The sequence below is a fragment of the Streptococcus ovis DSM 16829 genome (assembly GCF_000380125.1).
Lineage (GTDB): Bacteria > Bacillota > Bacilli > Lactobacillales > Streptococcaceae > Streptococcus > Streptococcus ovis.
On the sequence record NZ_KB904582.1, the window covers coordinates 92,557 to 112,791 of the forward strand.

Sequence of the window (20,235 nt, forward strand, 5' to 3'; positions counted from 1 at the left end):
TATTCTCCTTAAATGCCACCAAATCGACGATGGCGACGATTGTATTCTACAATAGCCTCTTTCAATGCTTGTTCATCAAAATCGGGCCAGGCAATATCGGTAAAATACAGCTCACTGTATGCTGTCTGCCACGGCAAAAAGTTACTCAACCGGATTTCACCACTCGTCCGAATCACCAAATCGGGATCCCGCAATCGATCTGGTAAACTCCCTGTATAGAGATAATCTGCGATGACAGCCTCGTCAATATCACCGGGATTAAACTTAGCATCCAAGGCATCCTGTACGATTGATTTAACTGCTCGTGTCAACTCATCACGGCCACCATAATTCAGTGCAAAGTTCAAGATTAAACCAGTATTGTTCTTAGTCTTTTCTTCTGCTTTTTGCAAGGCATTCAAAGTGGCTTCTGGCAGGCGTGTATGGTCTCCAATCATCTGAATTTTCACATTATTGGCATGCAAATCAGGTACATACTTATCATAAAATTCTACTGGAAGATTCATGATGAACTTCACTTCCTTTTCAGGACGCGACCAATTTTCTGTGGAGAAAGCATAGACTGTCAACACCTTGACACCCATATCTGAAGCAGATTTCGTGACTGCCTGAAGGGCATCCATCCCTGCCTTATGCCCCATAATACGGGGTTGCATCCGTTTCTTCGCCCAACGACCATTTCCATCCATAATGATGGCAATATGCTTAGGGACCTCTAAAACGATATCTTCTGTTTGTTTCTTTCCAAAACCAAAGCTAAACATAGTATTTCCTCATTGATAAAATCATTTTATTATACCACATTTTGGACAAATATAGCCAATTTGAGATAAAAAGAAGGTGAAGAGGCTATTCCTCTTCACCTTTGTAGCTTCGATTGTTACTTTTGAGAACTGTCCAGTACCAAGAAACCTCTGTATAGCCCTGATGCTCATACATGGCTCTGTTTTCTTCTTCCGAGATTAGAATAACTTTCTGATAATCTGCAATGGCAGCTAGTTGGAGGGCTGTCCCAATGCCACGACCACGGTATTCCTTAGCCACGTGGAAATCATCGACTTCAACGTATGCACCAAAAAACCAAGCAGTGACATCTCCGATAATTTTATCCCCCTCCAAAGCTAGATAGACCTTGGAAGAATTCGACAAGAGAGTTTCCTCGTGGTCTGCCTTCATCTGATTCGCATAGACCTGTCCGTATTCCAAATTGCCTTGATATTTCATTTGGATATAGGTTTCCAGATGCTCTTCTGTTAACTCTACAATCTTGATGGCACCAAGATCACGGGGGGGCAGTTGCAATTGGTCTACAGAATTGGTAAACACTAGGTGCTTGGAAAATTCAAACCCTTGCTCCTCCAACTCCTTCCGTAGCACATCTGAAAACTCTTCTTTCTCTGCAAAAAAGAGAAAGGCAAAATCGCTCGCGTAATTAGCTTGTTCATCTGCTATATAGGCCAAATCTACCTTCAGTTCATCTACTGTCGGCATCACCTTGTAGCTTAGATAATTTGAAAAATACCGTTCTGATGTGACAGGATTTTTAAAATACTTGAAGCGGTCATTTTCTTTATAAATCGGTTCTCCAGATTCTAGTAGTTCCTTATAGTTCATCCTATCCTCCCTTGTTTACAAAAAAAGAATAACAGATGTTATTCTTCAATGGCGCTTTCTGTTTGTTCAGCCGTTTCTTCGACAGCTACTTCTGTACTTGTTGCTGCCTCTTTGACACGGTTGCGAATAGCAGAACGGTCGAAAGTCAAGTAGACACCATCAATGTCTAAGACGACCTTTTGTTCATTGATTTCATCAACGATACCATAAAGGCCACCGATGGTCACAATCTCGTCACCTTTTTTAATTTGGCTGAGACTGTCCATACGATTTTTTTGTTGCTTGCGTTGTGAATAAAACATCCACGCTACCATCGCTAACATCAGCGCTGGAAAAAATAATTGTTCCATGAGTAACTCCCTTTTTTCTAATAATTTTTATTATATCAAATTTAACCTTGAATGCCAATCAACTACTTGACGCGAAATAGGTTTTAACCTCATCCACATACCCATACTGCTGATTATAGGCTGCAAGGCGTTTTTCATCATGTGTATAGGTGTAACCTTCACGCACTAGTCGCTCATAGAGCTCGAGGTATGGCAAGCCTTTCTTCTTAGCCAACGCAATCTCATCCTCCACATCATAGGCCACCTTACGAAACTGGATCTGGTCAATCTCCGCTTCACCTAACGTCAGCACTAAATAATGTGCTCGCAAATCCAGCGGTACCTCCTCCCATTCGTAAAAGGGTTGGCCAATAGAACCAGGATTCAAAATCTGCCGTCCATACTGGTCATAACGGAACACTTGATGGTGAATGTGGGCATAAATCGCTACATCAACTTCCCGGTCCGGAAACAGTTTGTCTATTTCTTTCTGAGGCGCTGGCACGGTTAATTCTGGTCCATAATGCTTGTCCGGCAGGTTGTGAGAAAGCTGAAAACGAAGGCCATTGCGTTCCACTTTTTGCGTAATAGGAAAGGTACGTAGCCACTCCAAACTTTCTTGGGATAGATTTTCTAATACATACTGGTTGAGGCGGTAGAGGTGAACGGAACGTGCGGAGGAGAGGTCAAGTGGTTCTGATGTCACTACTTCCCTATCTTCCCACTCATCCCAGTTGCCACGGACACAGACCGTCACATTCAACTGCCGCAACTGCGCAACCATCTCTTCTCCTCCAGGACCAGGTCCACATAAGTCGCCCAAGAACCAATACTCTTCCACGCCGAGAGATTTCGCATCCGCTAAGACAGCTTCAAAGGCAGTCTGATTGCCGTGAATATCTGCTAAGATTGCAATTTTTGTCATCAGATTTCCTTACTAGAAAAGAGCGTTCCCGCTCTTTTTCAACTATTTGCTAACTATTTGCCCAAACTGATTCTAAAATGTTTGTTTGGTCACGGTCTGGTCCGACTGAGAAAGTCGAGATACGGACACCTACCAATTCACCAATACGGCGAACATAGTTACGGGCATTTTCAGGAAGCTCATCAAGGCTACGAACACCTGTAATGTCTTCTTCCCATCCTGGAAGTTCTTCATAGATTGGTTTGCAGCGCTTCAATTGCTCCAAGCTTGCTGGGTAGTGATCAATACGCTCACCATCCAGATCGTAAGCCACACAGATTTTGACGGTTTCTAGACCAGAAAGAACATCAATTGAGTTAAGTGACAAGTTGGTAATGCCTGACACACGACGGCTATGGCGCATCACGACAGAGTCAAACCATCCCACACGGCGCGGACGACCTGTTGTTGTGCCGTACTCATGACCGATTTCACGAATGCGTTCACCGATCTCATCAAAGAGTTCTGTTGGGAATGGTCCATCACCAACACGGCTAGTGTAAGCTTTACATACCCCAACAACCTTGTTGATCTTGCTTGGGCCAACTCCAGAACCAATCGTCACACCACCTGCAACTGGGTTTGATGAGGTAACAAATGGGTAAGTCCCTTGGTCAATATCAAGCATAACCCCTTGCGCCCCTTCAAAGAGGACACGTTTGCCAGCATCAAGGGCATCGTTCAAGATAACAGAGGTGTCTGTTACATATTGCTTAATTTGTTGCCCATACTCATAGTACTCTTCAAAAATCTCATCAAATGCAAGCGGTGTGCTATCATACATTTTCTCGAAGAGACGGTTTTTCTCTTCTAAATTAATTTTCAAACGTTCCGCAAAAATTTCTTTATCCAAAAGATCTGCAATACGGATACCAACACGCGCAGCCTTGTCCATATAAGCTGGGCCAATCCCTTTGATGGTGGTTCCGATTTTGTTGTCACCCTTTGCATCCTCTTGCAATTGATCTAACTTGATGTGGTAAGGCAAGATAACGTGGGCACGGTCAGAAATACGAAGATTGTCCGTTGTGACTCCCTCATCATGCAGATAAGCTAATTCTTTTACCAACGATTTAGGATTAACAACGACGCCATTTCCGATAACAGAGATTTTTTCTGGAAAGAAAATCCCTGATGGAATCAAGTGCAATTTGAATTTCTTCCCATCAATCACAATTGTGTGACCCGCATTGTCACCACCTTGGTAACGTGCAATCACTTCTGCATCTGCAGACAAGAAATCCGTGATTTTACCTTTACCTTCATCCCCCCATTGGGTACCAACAACTACTACTGATGTCATATTTTTGATTAGGGCTCTTGAAAATAGCAGAGCCTCCACCTTTCTTGAGAAACATGGCAGGAATTTCACCTGCGAGTTTGTCTTACACTCTATTATAAAAAAAAACGAACTTTTTTTCAAGATAAGATATCAAAAATAGAAAAGACGAATATTTGTTCTGATTTCAGCCCCAAAATACTTATGCCGCCGAATAATATTGAAAATCTCTTTTAAATTTTCAATCCCTGTATCAAAAATTTGTTTTTAGGCTGGAAAGGCGATAAAATAAGGATATTATCAAAGTAGAGGCATCTTATGAACTTATCAAGATTATTACAAGACGCTCCCCAAAATTTGCCCATTTTACAGGGAACTTTTGGACTCGAGCGCGAATCTCTTCGGATTAACCAGAACCATCGAGTGGCGCAAACTGCTCACCCTTTAGTTTTTGGTAGCCGTAATTTCCATCCCTTCATCCAGACTGATTACAGCGAACCACAACTCGAATTGATCACACCTATTGCTTCGTCTACAAAAGAAGCCCTGCGCATCTTAGGGGCCATCACGGATGTTGCCAGTCGTTCCATCAGCAAAGACGAATACCTCTGGCCACTCTCTATGCCACCCCAAGTGACAGAAGATGAGATACAAATCGCTGCATTAGACAATCCCTATGAATATCAATATCGAGTTGGCTTGGGACAACGCTACGGAAAACTCCTCCAGTCCATGAGTGGCATCCATTATAATTTTGAATTAGGGAAAGAATTAATCCAGCAACTTTTTCAACTCAGTGGATATGACAATCTGGTCGCTTTTAAAAACGATCTGTATTTGAAACTCGCACAAAATTTTTTGCATTATCGTTGGTTTTTGACCTATTTATATGGAGCAACTCCTCTAGCAGAAGAGGGATTCTTGAAAGATGCGCCAGAATTCCCTGTTCGCTCGCTGCGTAATAGCCAATATGGTTATGTCAATTCAGACGATGTTGCGATTTCTTTTGCTAGTCTAGAACAATACGTTACAGATTTAGAAACGACAGTCCAATCTGGTAAACTGTCTGCAGAGAAAGAATTTTATTCAGCTGTTCGCCTACGTGGTAGCAAACACAATCGAGATTATTTAACCCAAGGAATTCGTTATCTGGAGTTTCGATCTTTTGACCTCAACCCCTTTGAAGCACTAGCCATCAGCCAAGAAACACTGGACACCGTCCATCTCTTTCTTCTCAGCCTTTTATGGATGGAAGAATTAACAGATGTGGACAAGTGCTTAGAAAAGGCAACGGCTCTCAACAATCGCATCGCCCTATCTCATCCTCTTGAGCATTTGCCAGCCGAAGCAACTGTTCAGAAAATATTGGTAGCTATGCGTTCAATAGTGACTCAGTTCCAGCTAGAAGATTACTATATGACTCTGGTGGACAAAGCAGAGCAAGCCGTTCTTCACCCTGAGCAAACAATTGGTGGACAATTAGTACAGCACATTCAGAAGAATTCCCTTGAAGCCTTTGGGCAACAGCAAGGCCAAGCCTTCCATGACTATGCTTGGACAGCACCTTACGCTCTTAAGGGCTATGAAAATATGGAGCTCTCTACACAGATGGTTCTATTTGATGCCATTCAAATGGGCATTCAATTGGAAATATTAGATGAAAACGACCAATTCCTCAAACTCTGGCATGGGAATCATGTGGAATATGTCAAAAACGGCAATATGACCTCGAAAGACAATTATGTTGTCCCACTAGCCATGGCCAATAAAACGGTCACCAAGAAGATTTTGGACAAGGCTGGTTTCCCAGTGCCAGCAGGTAGCGAATTTGGAAATAAAACAGAAGCCCTTCGCTACTACGGACGAATCGCTCAAAAAGCCATTGTTGTCAAACCAAAATCCACCAACTTTGGTCTGGGTATTTCCATTTTCCAAGAACCTGCTAGTTTAGAAGATTACGAAAAGGCTTTAGATATTGCCTTTGCTGAAGATAGTAATGTCCTTGTGGAAGAATTTATCGCAGGCACAGAATACCGTTTCTTCGTCCTTGACGGCAAATGTAAAGCCGTCCTCCTTCGAGTGGCAGCTAATGTCGTTGGAGATGGGACACACACTATCCGTGAATTAGTGGCTATCAAAAACCAAAATCCTCTTCGCGGACGAGACCATCGTTCTCCACTTGAAATCATCCAATTAGGGGACATTGAGCTTCTTATGTTGGAACAGCAAGGTTACACACCAGAATCCATTTTACCTGAAGGTGTCAAAGCTGACCTTCGCGGCAATTCCAATATTTCAACAGGCGGAGATTCAATTGATGTGACCGAGCAAATGGACGACTCTTTCAAACAACTTGCTGCCGATATGGCGACTGCTATGGGAGCTTGGGTTTGTGGCGTTGACCTCATTATCCCTGATACAACAGTTCCATCAACAAAAGAAATACCTGCCTGCACTTGTATTGAATTGAACTTCAATCCTTCTATGTATATGCACACCTATTGCCATGAAGGGCCGGGTCAAATCATTACCAAAAAGATTTTAATGAAACTCTTTCCAGAAATGTAATACATTAGCGCTCTTCCTTTGAGGGAGCGCTTTTTCTATGGTCATAACGAAGAAACGCCTCTCTTTTTCGACTCAACTTTCTTTGTCACACCTTTACAGGCAAACAGTTGTTTTCTCATCCATTTTTCTGTAAAATGAAAGCAAGAATATTGTTTAGAAAGATGTGAAGCACATGGGGAATCGATATTACCCACCTCAGAAAAATAAAAATACTGCCCTCATCGCACTTGGAGTCATTATCCTACTCGTTGTTATCACCAACCTGATTCCTCTATTGGTCATGATAGGGGTTGGAGCTGGAGCCTACTACCTCATCACAGAAAAATCACGAAAGCAGAAAAAGCTGTATCAAACACAAATTTTGCAGTTGGATACTAGTCTCAAAAAATCAGAACAAGAATTACAAAGTCTAGGACAACTATTGGATAGGCAAGAGTACCTCCAGTTTGAAAAAGTAGCCAAACGATTACTGCAGGGATTAACCTCCCTATCGTACACAGCACATTCTCTCCAACCACATATGGAAGTAGGTCGCTTTACGGCGATTTCACAACGTATCAATAACCAAAAAATAGCCATCCAGCAGCAACTGCAACAACTCCATATTTCGCCAGATAGCCAACCAGCTACCAGTGAAGAAGAAATGATCCTACGAATGGCGCCTGAAATTATCCAAACCTACCGAAATATTCAAACAGATCACCAATTGATTTTAAAGAAAATCAAGGAAGCTGATAATGCTGCTGAGCTAAAAGCCTTGCACGAAACAAATATGAAGCGTTTCAAGGATATTCTAGATGGCTACTTGCGAATCAAAGCCTCACCAAAAGATTATTACAATGCAGATGAGCGACTACACCAGGCCAAGATTGCCTTGGAGCAATTTGACTTAGACTTGGATGAAACCCTACGTCAACTCAACGAGAGTGAGCTCAAAGACTTTGAAATCAGTTTGCGTATGATGAATTCGCAGAAAACAGAAAACCACCCCTTCTCAACTAGTTCCGATGTTTACTAATGACACCTAAAGGAGATACCATGGCTGACACATTTAACTTTGATATTGATAAAATTGCCAATGAAGCAATCACAAAGACAGATAAAACTACTGAAATCATCACTGCTGAAACCACTAGCACGAACGGGCAATTGGCTTTTTTAGAAAAACTAACACCCGAACAACGAACAGCTATTTCAGCCAAAGCCCCTGCTTTAGTAGACAATTTCATTGCCGATCAAAACGCACTACTAGACTTTGGGACATCTGCTGTTGAAAGTGTCAATGCAACTGTGAATCATATCTTAGCAGAGCAGAAAAAATTAGAAATTCCACAGGTAGACGAACTCTTAGCCAATGCCAATAAAGAATTGCACGGTTTTGTAGTGAAATACAAGGATGCTACACCAGCTGAATTGGAAAAGAAACCAAACTTCCTTCAAAAACTCTTCAAACAAACCAGCAACAGCCTGCAAGAATTCTATTTTGACTCCAAAAATATTGAGCAAAAAATGGATGCGATGGCAGCTAGTGTAGTCGGACAAGAGGACACCCTTGCTCGCAATATCGTCTCAGCTGAAATGCTGATTGAAGAAAATACAAAATCTATTGAGAATTTGGTAGGGGTCATTGCCTTTATCGAAGCTAGCCAACAAGAATCCGCAAACCGCGCTAATAAATTGCAAAACGAGATGTCTCTTCTAGATACTCAAACGCCTGACTACCACAGCAAATCTGCTGAATTGGCTCGCATGACGGAAGTGATTAACACATTAGAGCAACAACACACCGAATATGTCAGCCGTCTCTACGTAGCTTGGTCCACTACGCCACAAATGCGTAATCTGGTCAAAATCTCTTCTGATATGCGCCAAAAATTGGGAATGCTTCGTCGCAACACGATTCCGACCATGAAGCTCTCCATTGCGCAACTCGGAATGCTCCAGCAATCAGTCAAATCTGGGATGACAGCGGATGCCATTGTCAATGCAAACAATGCCGCCCTTCAAATGTTAGCTGAAACCAGCAAGGAAGCCATTCCCGCTCTAGAACGGACTGCACAAAGTCCAACGGTTTCCATCCAATCGGTCACAGCACTGGCAGAAAGCCTCGTTGCTCAAAACAATGGCATTATTGCTGCGATTGAAGGAGGACGTCAACAACGGGCTCAACTAGAAGCAACTATCATCAAGTCTGCTGAAACCATTAACGACTCTGTCAAACTGCGCGACGAAAAAATTGTGCAGGCCCTACTGAATGAAGGCCGGGAAGCACAAAAAGAAGTTACAGAAAAAACCGTTGCAGAATAAGAGAAAAAGACGAGTAATTTCAGATTACTTGTCTTCTTTTTTATGGTAGAATAGAAACACTATGGATAAATTAATTAAAACAATTTCAGAAAATGGACACTTCCGTGCCTTTGTCTTGGATAGTACAGAGACCGTACGGATAGCACAAGAAAAACACGACAGTATGGCTTCTTCAACAGTTGCACTCGGCCGTGCCTTTATTGCCAACCAACTCCTTGCAGCCAACGAAAAAGGAGATACGAAGATCACCCTTAAAATTTTAGCAGAGGGAGCAACAGGGGCTATCATCAGCATTGCCAACAACAAAGGCGAAGTAAAAGGCTATATTCAGAACCCTGACTTGGATTACAAAAAAACAGCGACTGGCGAAGTCATCGTGGGTCCTCTTGTGGGACAAGGACAATTTTTAGTCATTACCGACTATGGTATTGGCCACCCTTACCACTCCATGACCCCACTTGTCTCTGGGGAAATCGGTGAAGATTTGGCTTATTTCTTGACCGAAAGCCAACAAACACCATCTGCCGTTGGACTCAATGTCCTCTTAGATGAAAACGACCATGTTAAGGTAGCTGGTGGCTTCATGCTTCAAGTCTTACCAGGGGCCACAGAAGATGAAATTGCTCGTTTTGAGAAACGCATTCAAGAAATGCCAGCCATTTCTACTCTTTTGGAATCAGATGCCCACATAGAGGCACTGTTATCTGCTATCTACGGCGATGATCATTATAAACTACTCTCCGAAGAAGCACTGAGTTTTGCTTGTGATTGTTCAGCAGAGCGCTTCCTTGATGCCCTAGCCAGCTTGACGACAACAGACATTCAAGAGATGATAGAAGAAGACAAGGGTTGCGATATTACCTGTCAATTCTGCCGCAACCACTACCACTTTACCGAAACAGACTTGGAGGAACTCATCCGTGACAAATCTTAATACGCCTTTCATAATTGGGAATGTGGAAATCCCCAACCGTACCGTCCTTGCTCCTATGGCAGGTGTGACCAATTCAGCCTTTCGTACCATTGCCAAAGAAATGGGCGCGGGTCTCGTTGTCATGGAAATGATTTCCGAAAAAGGACTCCTCTACAACAACGAAAAAACGCTCCATATGCTCCACATTGAAGAAAACGAAGCTCCGATGTCCATCCAACTTTTTGGTGGGGATGCCGAAGGCCTCAAGCGGGCTGCCGACTTTATCCAAAGCAACACCAAGGCCAATATCGTGGATATCAACATGGGCTGTCCTGTTAACAAGGTTGTCAAAAATGAAGCAGGTGCTAAATGGCTGAAAGACCCAGAAAAAATTTATCACATTGTCAAAGAAGTCACTTCTGTCCTTGACATTCCTCTTACCGTGAAGATGCGGACTGGCTGGAATAGCCCGGAGTTAGCTGTTGAAAATGCCCTTGCTGCTGAAAGTGCAGGCGTATCTGCCCTCGCTATGCACGGTCGGACTCGTGAGCAAATGTACACAGGAACTGTTGACCTCGAAACCCTCACTAAGGTTGCTAAGGCTATTACCAAAATTCCATTTATCGCTAACGGAGATATCCGCAAGGTCGAAGACGCTCGTCAGCGCATTGAAGAAGTCGGTGCAGATGCTGTTATGGTGGGACGTACTGCTATGGGCAATCCCTATATCTTCCAACAAATCAACCATTACCTCGAAACAGGCGAAATCCTACCTGATTTGACTTTCGCAGATAAGCTGAAAGTTGCGCATGATCATTTGACTCGTTTGGCTAACCTCAAAGGCGAAACCATTGCGGTTCGTGAATTCCGCGGCCTCGCACCACACTACCTACGCGGGACAGCTGGCGCGGCCAAAATCCGCGGAGCCGTGGCAAAAGCTGAAACGATTGCCGAAGTCGAAGCACTGTTTGAGCAAGCCACTCAACAAGCATAAAAAAACTCTAAGCAGGTCGCGCCTGCTTAGAGTTTTTTGTGTTTCACTAAAAATGTTGGATCAAAGCCATTTCACCATATCTCCCTTATTCCTCCGCAAAGACTTGCGTAGCTTTAACCGCTTTTTTCCAGCCCTTATAGAGCTGTTCCTTCCGCTCAAGAGACATTTCAGGAATAAAGAGTTGACCCGTCGCATTTAAAGCCTGCAAATCTGTCAAGTCCTTCCAGTAGCCAACAGCCAAACCAGCTAGAAAAGCGGCCCCTAATGCGGTTGTTTCCAGATTTTGTGCGCGAGCAATCGGTATGCCCAAAATATCTGCTTGAAATTGCATAAGATAAGCATTCATAGCTGCACCACCATCCACTCGCAGTTGAGGAATAGCAATTTGTGCATCCAATTGCATGGTATCAATGACATCACGTACTTGATAAGCAATGGATTGTAAGGTAGCCTTGACAAAGTCTTCCTTGCTGGTGCCACGGGTCAAGCCAAAGACAGCACCTCTTGCTTCTGAATCCCAATATGGCGCGCCTAGACCCGTAAAGGCGGGGACAACATAAACCTCATCTGCACTCGTAGATGCCCGAGCTAATCCTTCGGATTCTTTTGAAGTTTCAATCATCCGTAGACCATCTCGTAACCATTGAATCGCACTACCTGCTATAAAAATTGAGCCTTCTAAGGCGTAATACACCTTCCCATTCATCCCATATGCAATGGTTGTCACCAGATTGTTCTTGGACAGTTGCATCTCCTCACCTGTATTCATAATGATGAAAGAACCGGTGCCATAGGTATTTTTAATCATTCCCGGTTCAAAGGCTAATTGTCCAAAGAGGGCAGCCTGTTGGTCACCAGCCATCCCTGAAATAGGAACTGAGCCACCATAGAAATGAAACGGCACCGTATACCCATAAATTTCTGAATTAGACTTCACTTCTGGAAGCATGATTTTAGGAATCCGTAACAACTCTAAAATCTCGTCATCCCATTTTAGCTCTTTGATATTATAGAGCATGGTCCGTGAAGCATTGGAATAATCCGTTACATGAACAGCTCCATCTGTCATCTTCCAGACCAGCCAAGTATCAATTGTTCCAAACAGCAGTTCGCCCTTTTCAGCCCGTTCCTGTGCCCCTGGTACTTGATCCAAAATCCACCGCACCTTGGTCGCCGAAAAGTAAGCATCAATCACAAGACCTGTCTTCTCATGGAACAGCTCCGTATAACCATCCGCTTTTAATTTCTCTGCCAAATCCGCTGTTTGACGTGATTGCCAGACAATGGCATTGTAAATCGGAAGACCTGTCTTCTTATCCCAAACCACAGTGGTCTCCCGTTGGTTCGTAATCCCAATCGCTTCAATATCCGCTGGCTTGACATTGCTCTGAATGAAAGCTTCCGCAATAACCGATTGAACGGAATTCCAAATCTGATTGGCATCATGCTCTACCCAGCCAGCCTGTGGAAAGATCTGTGGAAACTCTTTTTGACTAGCTACGACCTGCTCACCCTTATGATTGAAAATAATGGCACGGGAACTCGTAGTCCCTTGGTCAATGGCCATAATGTATTTTTCTGTCATAGTCGCTCCTTTTTGAAATCGTTTTCTATTTTATTATAAACTAAATTAACAAAATTGGCGACTTAAAAACGAATTGGATGACCAGCAAAAAACCAGAGCGAACTCTGGTTTTACAACTCTTTCAATAAAATATGGTCTGTGTCTTCCTGTTGACCTGTCCGATAAATGTGTTCCCCTACTTTCTGGAAACCTTTTCCTTTATAAAAAGTTTGAGCAGCATCATTGTGCTCCCAAACTCCCAACCAAGCGGAAGAACAGTGTTTCTCTTTCGCACGAGATAATGCAAAATTCATCAAATAAGTACCGAAGCCCTGTCGCTTTTCAGAGGGCAGAACATAAATCCTCTGAATTTCCATCGTATCGTCACGAACATACTCTGTCTGCGCATTGCCTGTATTCAGTTTGACATACCCAACTAATCGCTCATCTACATAAAGAAAATAAAATTCCGAATCTGGATGATTGAGCTCCTTTGTCAATGTTTCTAGACTATAAGCCTCTTTTAAGTACTCTTCCATATCTTGTGGATTGACAATGCTCTCCTTAAAGGTGTCAAAGTAGGTTTCTGAGCTAATCTGACTCAGAGTCGCTACATCTGACACCCCCACTCGTTTAATAGTATACATCTTTACTACCTCACGACTTCAAATTTTAAATGGTCCTTTGTCACACCAATTTTCAAAGTATCGCCAGCAACCACTTCTTCACGAAGCAACATTTCCGCCAACTGATCCTCCACTTTGGTCTGAATGACACGACGAAGGGGACGTGCTCCCATTTCAGGATCATAGCCTACTGTTGCTAACCATTTAAGAGCAGATGGCTGGAATTTTAAAGCAATCCCTTTTTCTGCCACAATTTGGAGCAATGGTTTGACCATGACCTTGACTACTTCCTGCATATCTTTTTCTGTCAGACTATGGAAAACGACCTTTTCATCAATTCGATTGATAAATTCTGGACGATAGGCCTTTTTCAATTCCTCAAAAATCCGTTTCTCTACATGCTGTTGACTCTGCGAAAGATCTACTGCACCAAATCCAACAGTCTTATCATCCCGTAAAGCTGTTGCCCCCAGGTTAGAAGTCATGATAATCAGGGTATTTGAAAAATCAACCTTCCGTCCCTTACTATCCGTCAATACGCCATCATCTAAGACTTGTAAGAGAACATTAAAGATATCTGGATGGGCCTTCTCCACTTCATCAAATAGAAGAACAGAATAAGGTTTGTTGCGAACTTTCTCAGTCAATTCGCCACCTTCCTCGTAACCAACATAACCCGGAGGTGCTCCATTGAGTCGGCTGGCCGCAAATTTTTCCATGTATTCACTCATGTCAAAACGAATCAAGGCAGATTCATCATCAAAGAGCACTTCTGCCAAGGCCTTGGCCAATTCTGTCTTCCCAACCCCTGTTGGTCCAAGGAACATGAAGGAACCGATTGGTCGCTTGCCGCTACGAATGCCTGATTGGTTGCGGCGAATTGCTCGACTAACAGCAGAGATTGCTTCTTCCTGCCCAATCACACGCTTATGCAATTCGCTTTCCAAATTCAAATACTTTTTCGCATCTGTTTTGGTTAATTTCGTCACAGGAATTCCAGATAAGACACTCAAGGTTGCCAATACATCATCAGATGTCACCTGGATCGGAAAGTGAGGACGATCTCCATCTTCCTCTTCCGCCTCTAAAATCAGTTGACTGACTTTCTTGTATTGCTTTTTCAGAAATGCTTCTTCTAGCATCGCTTCTGGCTTTTGTACTTCTTGACTTGTCGCAGTATTTTGCACTGTTGCGCTCGCCTCATCTAGCAAATCAATTGCAGAATCCGGTAACTGTTTGCTTGTCAGATAACGCTTAGCATAGGTGACCGCCGTCACAATCGCATCATCTGTAATCGTCACACGATGATGATGTTCATACGAGGAACGTAACCCTCTCAAAATCGCCATACTATCTTCAATACTAGGCTCCTCTACCAGTACCTTCGCAAAGCGTCTCACCAAGGCCGCATCCTTTTCAATATGCTTCTGATACTCTTCCTGTGTCGTCGCACCCACCATATGCAAGGTTCCACGTGATAAGGCTGGCTTCAAAATATTAGCCGCATCCATGGTCGAATCAATCCCTGAACCGGATCCCATAATCGTATGCAATTCATCGATAAAAAGAATGACCTTGCCATCTTCTTCAATATCCGTAATAATATTGTTCATCCGTTCTTCGAAATCTCCACGAAAACGAGTCCCAGCAACCACACTCATTAAATCTAATTCTAGAACACGCATTCCTTGAAGACTAGTTGGCACCTGACCTGTTGCCACCCGTTGAGCCAATCCCAAGGCAAGTGCCGTCTTCCCTACTCCGGCATCTCCGACCAAAACAGGATTATTTTTCGTTTTTCGTGATAAAATCTGGATCATCCGTGAAATTTCTTTCTCTCGGCCAATCACAGGCTCCAATTCTCCAGCTCTAGCTTGTGCTGTCAAATCGCGCGAATAATCATCTAAACCACCACTTTGAGGCTGAGGCATCCCCCCCATCATACTGGCCATGGTTTGTTTATTTCCGGCATTTCCTTTTAAGAGATTACGTATAGCCTTCAGTTCCTCTTTTGAAAAACCCGCTTTTAGTTCTAAATTCTTTCGAAGATCAATATACCGTAATTCATTATCTGAACCTTCTAAATGAAAACCAGCCCGATCCAAAATTTGTGCAGCCGTTGACCGACGATCTAATAAGATAGCCATGAAGAGATGCTCCGTCCCCAGGTACTGTGCCTTTGTAATCTCTGCAATCTTCTCTGCCAACTCTTCCATTTCTAGTAACCGTTTAGAAGAAGGCAGTATTTCCTGTATTGCCAACTCTTCCTTGTAACTTCTCTCTGTTACTGCAAATGTCGCTTGCTCATAGGCATCCACATCTACCGGAAAATCCGCCAGTACTGCACCAGCTACAGTATCATGATTCAGTACAAATGCCAGCAATATATGCCACGTCTCTAAATAAGCACACGCATAACGCTGTGCAATCAGTTGTGCATCTTCAAAAACACGCACCAATCCATTTGAAAATCTCATCCTATCCTACTTCTCTTTCCTATCCAATCTTCGCAATACTTGACGAAGCATTTGTGCCCGAATAGGACCTGCATCCTGGCCAAGCACCTCATCTGTTCCCATTGCAAGAACCAAATTCCCCTCACGCTCTGTCATCAATCCTTCATCAAATAAGAGTTGTAAAATATCCGAGTACACAACCCATGATAATTCCTCTCCCATATTTTGAAGAAGGTCATAAATCAATTCATGCTTATCAGAGAAGGTGACGCGGCCAATACGAATATAGCCACCGCCACCTCGTTTGCTTTCGACAATATAGCCACGACTGGCTGTAAATCGCGTCTTAATGACATAGTTAATCTGACTGGGTACCACCTCAAAGCGACTAGCCAGCTCACTTCGTTTCAACTCTGCTACACTAACTTGCTCCAGTATCGCCTTAATATATTCTTCGATGTAGTCTGATGTATTCTTCATTCCCATTTCGGCGCCCCTTTCTCACTGACTATTATTGACTATTATAGCATTCCCCTGATGAGATTTCAAGAAAGAGCCCTCTTACCATCCCTTATGCCCGTAGCAAATTCTTGCATTTTCAGATTTTTTTCATTATACTAGCTAGCATACAAAATGAAAAATGGAGAACAAAATGTTTCATACAAACGATTTTTTTGAAAACATTAAAAACTTTAAAGCTGTTCCACCACAAGAAGCACGTGAATTACTTGAAGCTAAAGAAGGTGCCATTCTCTTTTTAGGTCGCGATACGTGTCCATTCTGCCGCCGTTTTGCACCAAAATTGGCTACAGCAGCTGCTTCACAAAACTGGACTGTGTATTTCCTACATACACAAAATCCAGCCTATTCGACCCAAGAAATTGCGGACCTACGCGATCAATACCATGTTCCTACCGTACCAGGACTTCTTCATGCCAAAGCTGATGGTGTTCAAGTCCGTTGCGATAGCTCCCTATCCGTTGAAGAAATCATTGATTTCATTAATGCCTAAACCTTATCCGCAGATGTCTTGCGGATAAACTCACTTTTGTATGTTCGAGCTCATAAAAATGGTCTCCCAGACCATTTTTGTTATTTAACAACCAGACTCACATACATCGCATCATTTGAGCATTTCAGCAAAAAAGAGACCGCGAGGTCTCTTTTTTGCTTTTATCAATATTAGTTGTTCAAAGCGGCTGCCATTGTAGCTGCTACTTCAGCTTCAAAGTCATTTGCTTTCTTCTCAATACCTTCACCAACTTCAAAACGTACGAATGAAACAGCTTTGGCATTTACTGATTCAAGGTAAGCTTCAACTGTCTTGCTGTCATCCATGATGTACACTTGTGCAAGAAGCGTGTAAGCTTGGTCCACTTGAGTGTTGTCAAGCATGAAGCGGTCCATTTTACCTGGGATGATTTTATCCCAGATTTTTTCTGGTTTGCCTTCTGCTGCCAATTCAGCCTTGATTGCTTCTTCTGCTGCTGCAACCACTTCGTCTGTCAATTGAGCTTTTGAACCATATTTCAAGAATGGAAGTGCTGGTTTGTTAACCATTGCACGGCTTTCGTTGTCTTGTTCAATCTTGTGGTTCAATTGAGCCAATTCATCTTTTACAAATTGCTCATCCAATTCAGTGTATGAAAGAACAGTTGGTTTCATCGCAGCAACGTGCATTGAAACTTGTTTCGCAAGAGTTTCGTCGCCACCTTCTACAACTGTGATAACGCCAATACGTCCACCGTTATGTTGGTATGCTCCAAAGTGTTGCTCATCTGTTTTTTCAACCAAGGCAAAACGACGGAATGAAATTTTTTCACCGATAGTTGCAGTTGCATTTACGTAAGCTGCTTCCAAAGTTTCACCAGAAGCGGTTGTCAATGCAAGAGCTTCTTCGTTGTTAGCAGGTTTGCCTTCCGCAATCAATTTAGCTGTTTCGTTTACCAATTCAACGAATTGAGCATTTTTCGCAACGAAATCTGTTTCAGCATTGACTTCAACAACAGCAGCAACGTTACCAGAAACGTAAACACCAGTCAAGCCTTCAGCGGCAACACGGTCCGCTTTCTTAGCTGCTTTTGCCATCCCTTTTTCACGAAGCAATTCGATTGCTTTTTCGATGTCACCATCTGTTTCAACCAATGCTTTTTTAGCGTCCATAACACCGGCACCAGATTTTTCACGCAATTCTTTAACGAGTTTTGCAGTAATTTCTGCCATGAGAGTTCTCCTTTTTGAAATATTTCTTTTAATAAGCAGTGCTTACTAGATTATGATTACCATTAAAATAGAGGACAGAGCAGGAACGCTCTGCCCTCTTGGGTTAGATTGCTAATTATTCAGCGTTTGAGCCTTCAACCACTTCAACCAATTCTTCGATTGATTCAGTTGATGCTTCTTCAGCAACCATTTCTGCTTCAACAGCTGCAACACTGTCTTCACCTTGGTTACCTTCGATGATTGCGTCAGCCATTTTTGCTGTGATTAATTTAACAGCGCGGATTGCATCATCGTTAGCTGGGATGATCACATCGATGTCATCTGGATCTGTGTTTGTGTCCACCATCGCAACAACTGGGATACCCAATTTTTTCGCTTCTTTAACAGCGATTTGTTCTTTATGTGGGTCAACAACGTACATTACGTCTGGGATACGTGGCATATCTTCGATACCGCCCAAGAATTTTTCAAGACGTGCGCGTTGTTTGTTAAGAAGTGCAACTTCTTTCTTAGGAAGAACTTCGAAGACACCTTCTTCTTCCATTCGTTTGATTTCTTTCAAACGAGCGATACGTTTTTGGATTGTTCCCCAGTTAGTCAAAGTACCACCCAACCAACGGTGGTTGATGAAGTATTGACCAGCACGAATAGCTTCGTCTTTCACTGCTTCTGCAGCTTGTTTTTTCGTACCAACGAACAAGATAACTGCATCGTTTGCTGCTGCATCACGAATGAAATCGTAAGCTTGGTCAGCCAATTTTACAGTTTGTTGCAAGTCAATCACGTGGATGCCGTTACGTTCTGTGAAGATGTATTTTGCCATCTTAGGGTTCCAGCGACGAGTTTGGTGACCAAAGTGTACACCAGCCTCAAGAAGTTGTTTCATTGAAATTACTGCCATGAGTATTTCTCCTTTTTTGTTTTTCTCCTCTTCCAAACGTCAGCTTGCATGGGCAACCCGAAGGCAACAGCCCCACAATGGATTTGGAATGAGTATTTTGTTGTTCACACAACTTATATAGTATACCAAAGATGAAAGGGAAAAGCAAGCGTAACAATGCTTATTCCTTAAATAAATTCAACTGGTAATTTCCCAAAGTAAGTTCCACTTTGACTTCCGTAGTGGAAGTTAGTCTAAAACGGATTTTTATGGTGGAATTAAGTCTGAGACGTTTGCTAGATAGCAAATCACACTCTTTTGAAAATTCTAGCTTGACCAAAAGCAAATTTTAAGGTAGAATAGTTCTTGTTATGGCGGTATAGCCAAGTGGTAAGGCACGGCTCTGCAAAAGCTTGATCGTCGGTTCAAATCCGTCTACCGCCTTGACGTGAGAAAAGCACTCAATTGAGTGCTTTTTGTTTTTTCAAGAATATTCTTGACATCACAACATAATGAAAAAAATCGCCCTCTTGAGCGATTTTTTGTTGTTTACAATTCTGCAATTTGGCTAAGGTTGACCTCAGCTACTGTATCGTTACCGAACATAGAGATAATCATCTTCACTTTGTTGTTGTCAATTTCAGAAACTTTTCCTTCGTATCCAGAGAAAGCACCGTCAATAATGCGGACTGTGTCACCAACTTGAACATGGATATCAAATTCTTCCACAGTTTGTCCCATAGATACAAGAATTTGACGAATTTCTTCTTCCAAAAGTGGAGTTGGTTTTGAACGGTTCCCGTGTGAACCCACGAAACCAGTAACGTTTGGTGTGTTACGCACCACAAACCAGGCTTCATCTGTCATCACCATTTCGACAAGGACATAACCAGGGAAGCGATTTTCTTCTACTTCTTTCACCTCTCCGTTTTTCTCTACTTTTACAGTTTGGGTAGGGATTTCTACACGGAGAATATTTTCCAACATATTATACGTGTGTGCCCGTTGTAGGAGGTTTTCTTTTACCTTGTTTTCATAACCAGAATAGGTCTGCAATACGAACCAACCTTTATCAAAACTATCTAACATAGCCTTATCCTTTCATAATAAAAAAGCCCGAAGGCTTTCGCTTTTCTTCATTATAGCATGGCAATTTTTCTCTTGCAAGCATTAACTAGAAAATATTTAGGATTCCGAGTAACCCTTTTGACAACAAAAGGTCAAAGAGGTAAATCAAAATCACAAAGAAGACACTATATTGCATGACAGAAACAAAGTCTGTCCATCCTTGCTTTTTCGTTGGCCAAGTTGTGTCTTTCAAAATTTGAATCGTATCTTTGAAAAAATTCACGTCTTACTCCTATCTGGTTTCCTTGTGGGTCGTATACTGTCCACAGTGTTTACAATATTTATTTACTTCTAGGCGAGTCGGTTTTGGATTGCTAGAGAGTTGAATCGAGTAATTTCTAGATCCACAGACCGTACACGCTAGGCTTGCTTTTTTTAATGCCATAAGCC

20 protein-coding genes and 1 tRNA gene are annotated in these 20,235 nt (G+C 42.6%); 7 read left to right on the top strand and 14 right to left on the bottom strand.

All coding sequences use genetic code 11. The features are described from left to right. Positions 1 to 8 precede the first annotated feature (8 nt). From A3I9_RS0110150 to A3I9_RS0110170, 5 genes are all read right to left on the bottom strand, one after another. Positions 9 to 764, bottom strand: coding sequence for an undecaprenyl pyrophosphate synthase (locus tag A3I9_RS0110150; protein WP_018378922.1), 756 nt, complete (start codon positions 762 to 764; stop codon positions 9 to 11). Positions 765 to 849: 85 nt separating this feature from the next. Continuing rightward, positions 850 to 1,614 carry a GNAT family N-acetyltransferase gene (locus A3I9_RS0110155; RefSeq protein ID WP_018378923.1) on the bottom strand — a complete coding sequence of 255 codons (765 nt, stop codon included), beginning with the start codon at positions 1,612 to 1,614 and terminating at the stop codon, positions 850 to 852. A gap of 38 nt (positions 1,615 to 1,652) precedes the next feature. Further along, a complete protein-coding gene (yajC, locus tag A3I9_RS0110160) occupies positions 1,653 to 1,964 on the bottom strand; it encodes a preprotein translocase subunit YajC (RefSeq protein WP_018378924.1) in 312 nt (103 codons plus the stop codon). A 58-nt stretch (positions 1,965 to 2,022) separates the two neighbouring features. Further along, on the bottom strand, positions 2,023 to 2,868 hold the full coding sequence (locus A3I9_RS0110165) for a metallophosphoesterase family protein (protein WP_018378925.1): 846 nt from the start codon (positions 2,866 to 2,868) through the stop codon (positions 2,023 to 2,025). A gap of 49 nt (positions 2,869 to 2,917) precedes the next feature. Continuing rightward, entirely contained in the window at positions 2,918 to 4,210 is a 1,293-nt protein-coding gene (locus tag A3I9_RS0110170; RefSeq protein ID WP_018378926.1) for an adenylosuccinate synthase, read from the bottom strand. 294 nt (positions 4,211 to 4,504) lie between these two features. On the opposite strand from A3I9_RS0110170, the gene gshAB reads away from it, so the two are divergent. The 5 genes from gshAB to dusB all read left to right on the top strand — a co-directional run bounded on the left by gshAB (position 4,505) and on the right by dusB (position 10,968). Continuing rightward, positions 4,505 to 6,754 (top strand): bifunctional glutamate--cysteine ligase GshA/glutathione synthetase GshB, encoded by a 2,250-nt coding sequence (gshAB, locus tag A3I9_RS0110175; RefSeq protein WP_018378927.1) that lies wholly within the window; start codon positions 4,505 to 4,507, stop codon positions 6,752 to 6,754. A 172-nt stretch (positions 6,755 to 6,926) separates the two neighbouring features. Continuing rightward, entirely contained in the window at positions 6,927 to 7,772 is an 846-nt protein-coding gene (locus tag A3I9_RS0110180; protein ID WP_018378928.1) for a hypothetical protein, read from the top strand. 20 nt (positions 7,773 to 7,792) lie between these two features. Beyond that, on the top strand, positions 7,793 to 9,061 hold the full coding sequence (locus A3I9_RS0110185; protein WP_018378929.1) for a toxic anion resistance protein: 1,269 nt from the start codon (positions 7,793 to 7,795) through the stop codon (positions 9,059 to 9,061). Between the two features lie 61 nt (positions 9,062 to 9,122). After that, entirely contained in the window at positions 9,123 to 9,995 is an 873-nt protein-coding gene (gene hslO / locus A3I9_RS0110190; RefSeq protein WP_018378930.1) for an Hsp33 family molecular chaperone HslO, read from the top strand. After that, complete coding sequence (gene dusB / locus A3I9_RS0110195) at positions 9,982 to 10,968, top strand: tRNA dihydrouridine synthase DusB (RefSeq protein ID WP_018378931.1); 987 nt, start codon at positions 9,982 to 9,984, stop codon at positions 10,966 to 10,968. The genes hslO and dusB overlap by 14 nt, the downstream gene beginning before the upstream one ends. Positions 10,969 to 11,053: 85 nt before the next feature. On the opposite strand, the gene glpK is transcribed toward dusB, so the two are convergent. The 4 genes from glpK to A3I9_RS0110215 form a co-directional block, all read right to left on the bottom strand. Continuing rightward, complete coding sequence (glpK, locus tag A3I9_RS0110200) at positions 11,054 to 12,553, bottom strand: glycerol kinase GlpK (protein WP_018378932.1); 1,500 nt, start codon at positions 12,551 to 12,553, stop codon at positions 11,054 to 11,056. 110 nt (positions 12,554 to 12,663) lie between these two features. Further along, a complete protein-coding gene (locus tag A3I9_RS0110205) occupies positions 12,664 to 13,179 on the bottom strand; it encodes a GNAT family N-acetyltransferase (protein ID WP_018378933.1) in 516 nt (171 codons plus the stop codon). Between the two features lie 5 nt (positions 13,180 to 13,184). Further along, complete coding sequence (locus A3I9_RS0110210; protein ID WP_018378934.1) at positions 13,185 to 15,635, bottom strand: ATP-dependent Clp protease ATP-binding subunit; 2,451 nt, start codon at positions 15,633 to 15,635, stop codon at positions 13,185 to 13,187. Between the two features lie 6 nt (positions 15,636 to 15,641). Next, positions 15,642 to 16,100, bottom strand: coding sequence for a CtsR family transcriptional regulator (locus A3I9_RS0110215; protein WP_018378935.1), 459 nt, complete (start codon positions 16,098 to 16,100; stop codon positions 15,642 to 15,644). Between the two features lie 166 nt (positions 16,101 to 16,266). Between A3I9_RS0110215 and A3I9_RS0110220 the strand changes: the two genes are divergently transcribed. Continuing rightward, positions 16,267 to 16,626, top strand: coding sequence for a DUF6568 family protein (locus A3I9_RS0110220; RefSeq protein WP_018378936.1), 360 nt, complete (start codon positions 16,267 to 16,269; stop codon positions 16,624 to 16,626). Positions 16,627 to 16,796: 170 nt separating this feature from the next. On the opposite strand, the gene tsf is transcribed toward A3I9_RS0110220, so the two are convergent. After that, entirely contained in the window at positions 16,797 to 17,837 is a 1,041-nt protein-coding gene (tsf, locus tag A3I9_RS0110225) for a translation elongation factor Ts (protein ID WP_018378937.1), read from the bottom strand. Positions 17,838 to 17,952: 115 nt separating this feature from the next. Beyond that, complete coding sequence (gene rpsB, locus A3I9_RS0110230; RefSeq protein ID WP_018378938.1) at positions 17,953 to 18,738, bottom strand: 30S ribosomal protein S2; 786 nt, start codon at positions 18,736 to 18,738, stop codon at positions 17,953 to 17,955. Between the two features lie 352 nt (positions 18,739 to 19,090). On the opposite strand from rpsB, the gene A3I9_RS0110235 reads away from it, so the two are divergent. Continuing rightward, positions 19,091 to 19,161, top strand: a tRNA-Cys gene (locus A3I9_RS0110235). Between the two features lie 105 nt (positions 19,162 to 19,266). On the opposite strand, the gene nusG is transcribed toward A3I9_RS0110235, so the two are convergent. From nusG to rpmG, 3 genes are all read right to left on the bottom strand, one after another. Next, positions 19,267 to 19,806 carry a transcription termination/antitermination protein NusG gene (gene nusG, locus A3I9_RS0110240; RefSeq protein WP_018378939.1) on the bottom strand — a complete coding sequence of 180 codons (540 nt, stop codon included), beginning with the start codon at positions 19,804 to 19,806 and terminating at the stop codon, positions 19,267 to 19,269. 85 nt (positions 19,807 to 19,891) lie between these two features. Then, positions 19,892 to 20,068 (bottom strand): preprotein translocase subunit SecE, encoded by a 177-nt coding sequence (gene secE, locus A3I9_RS0110245; protein WP_018378940.1) that lies wholly within the window; start codon positions 20,066 to 20,068, stop codon positions 19,892 to 19,894. A 9-nt stretch (positions 20,069 to 20,077) separates the two neighbouring features. Beyond that, positions 20,078 to 20,230 carry a 50S ribosomal protein L33 gene (rpmG, locus tag A3I9_RS13270; RefSeq protein WP_083903982.1) on the bottom strand — a complete coding sequence of 51 codons (153 nt, stop codon included), beginning with the start codon at positions 20,228 to 20,230 and terminating at the stop codon, positions 20,078 to 20,080. Between the last annotated feature and the right edge of the window lie 5 nt (positions 20,231 to 20,235).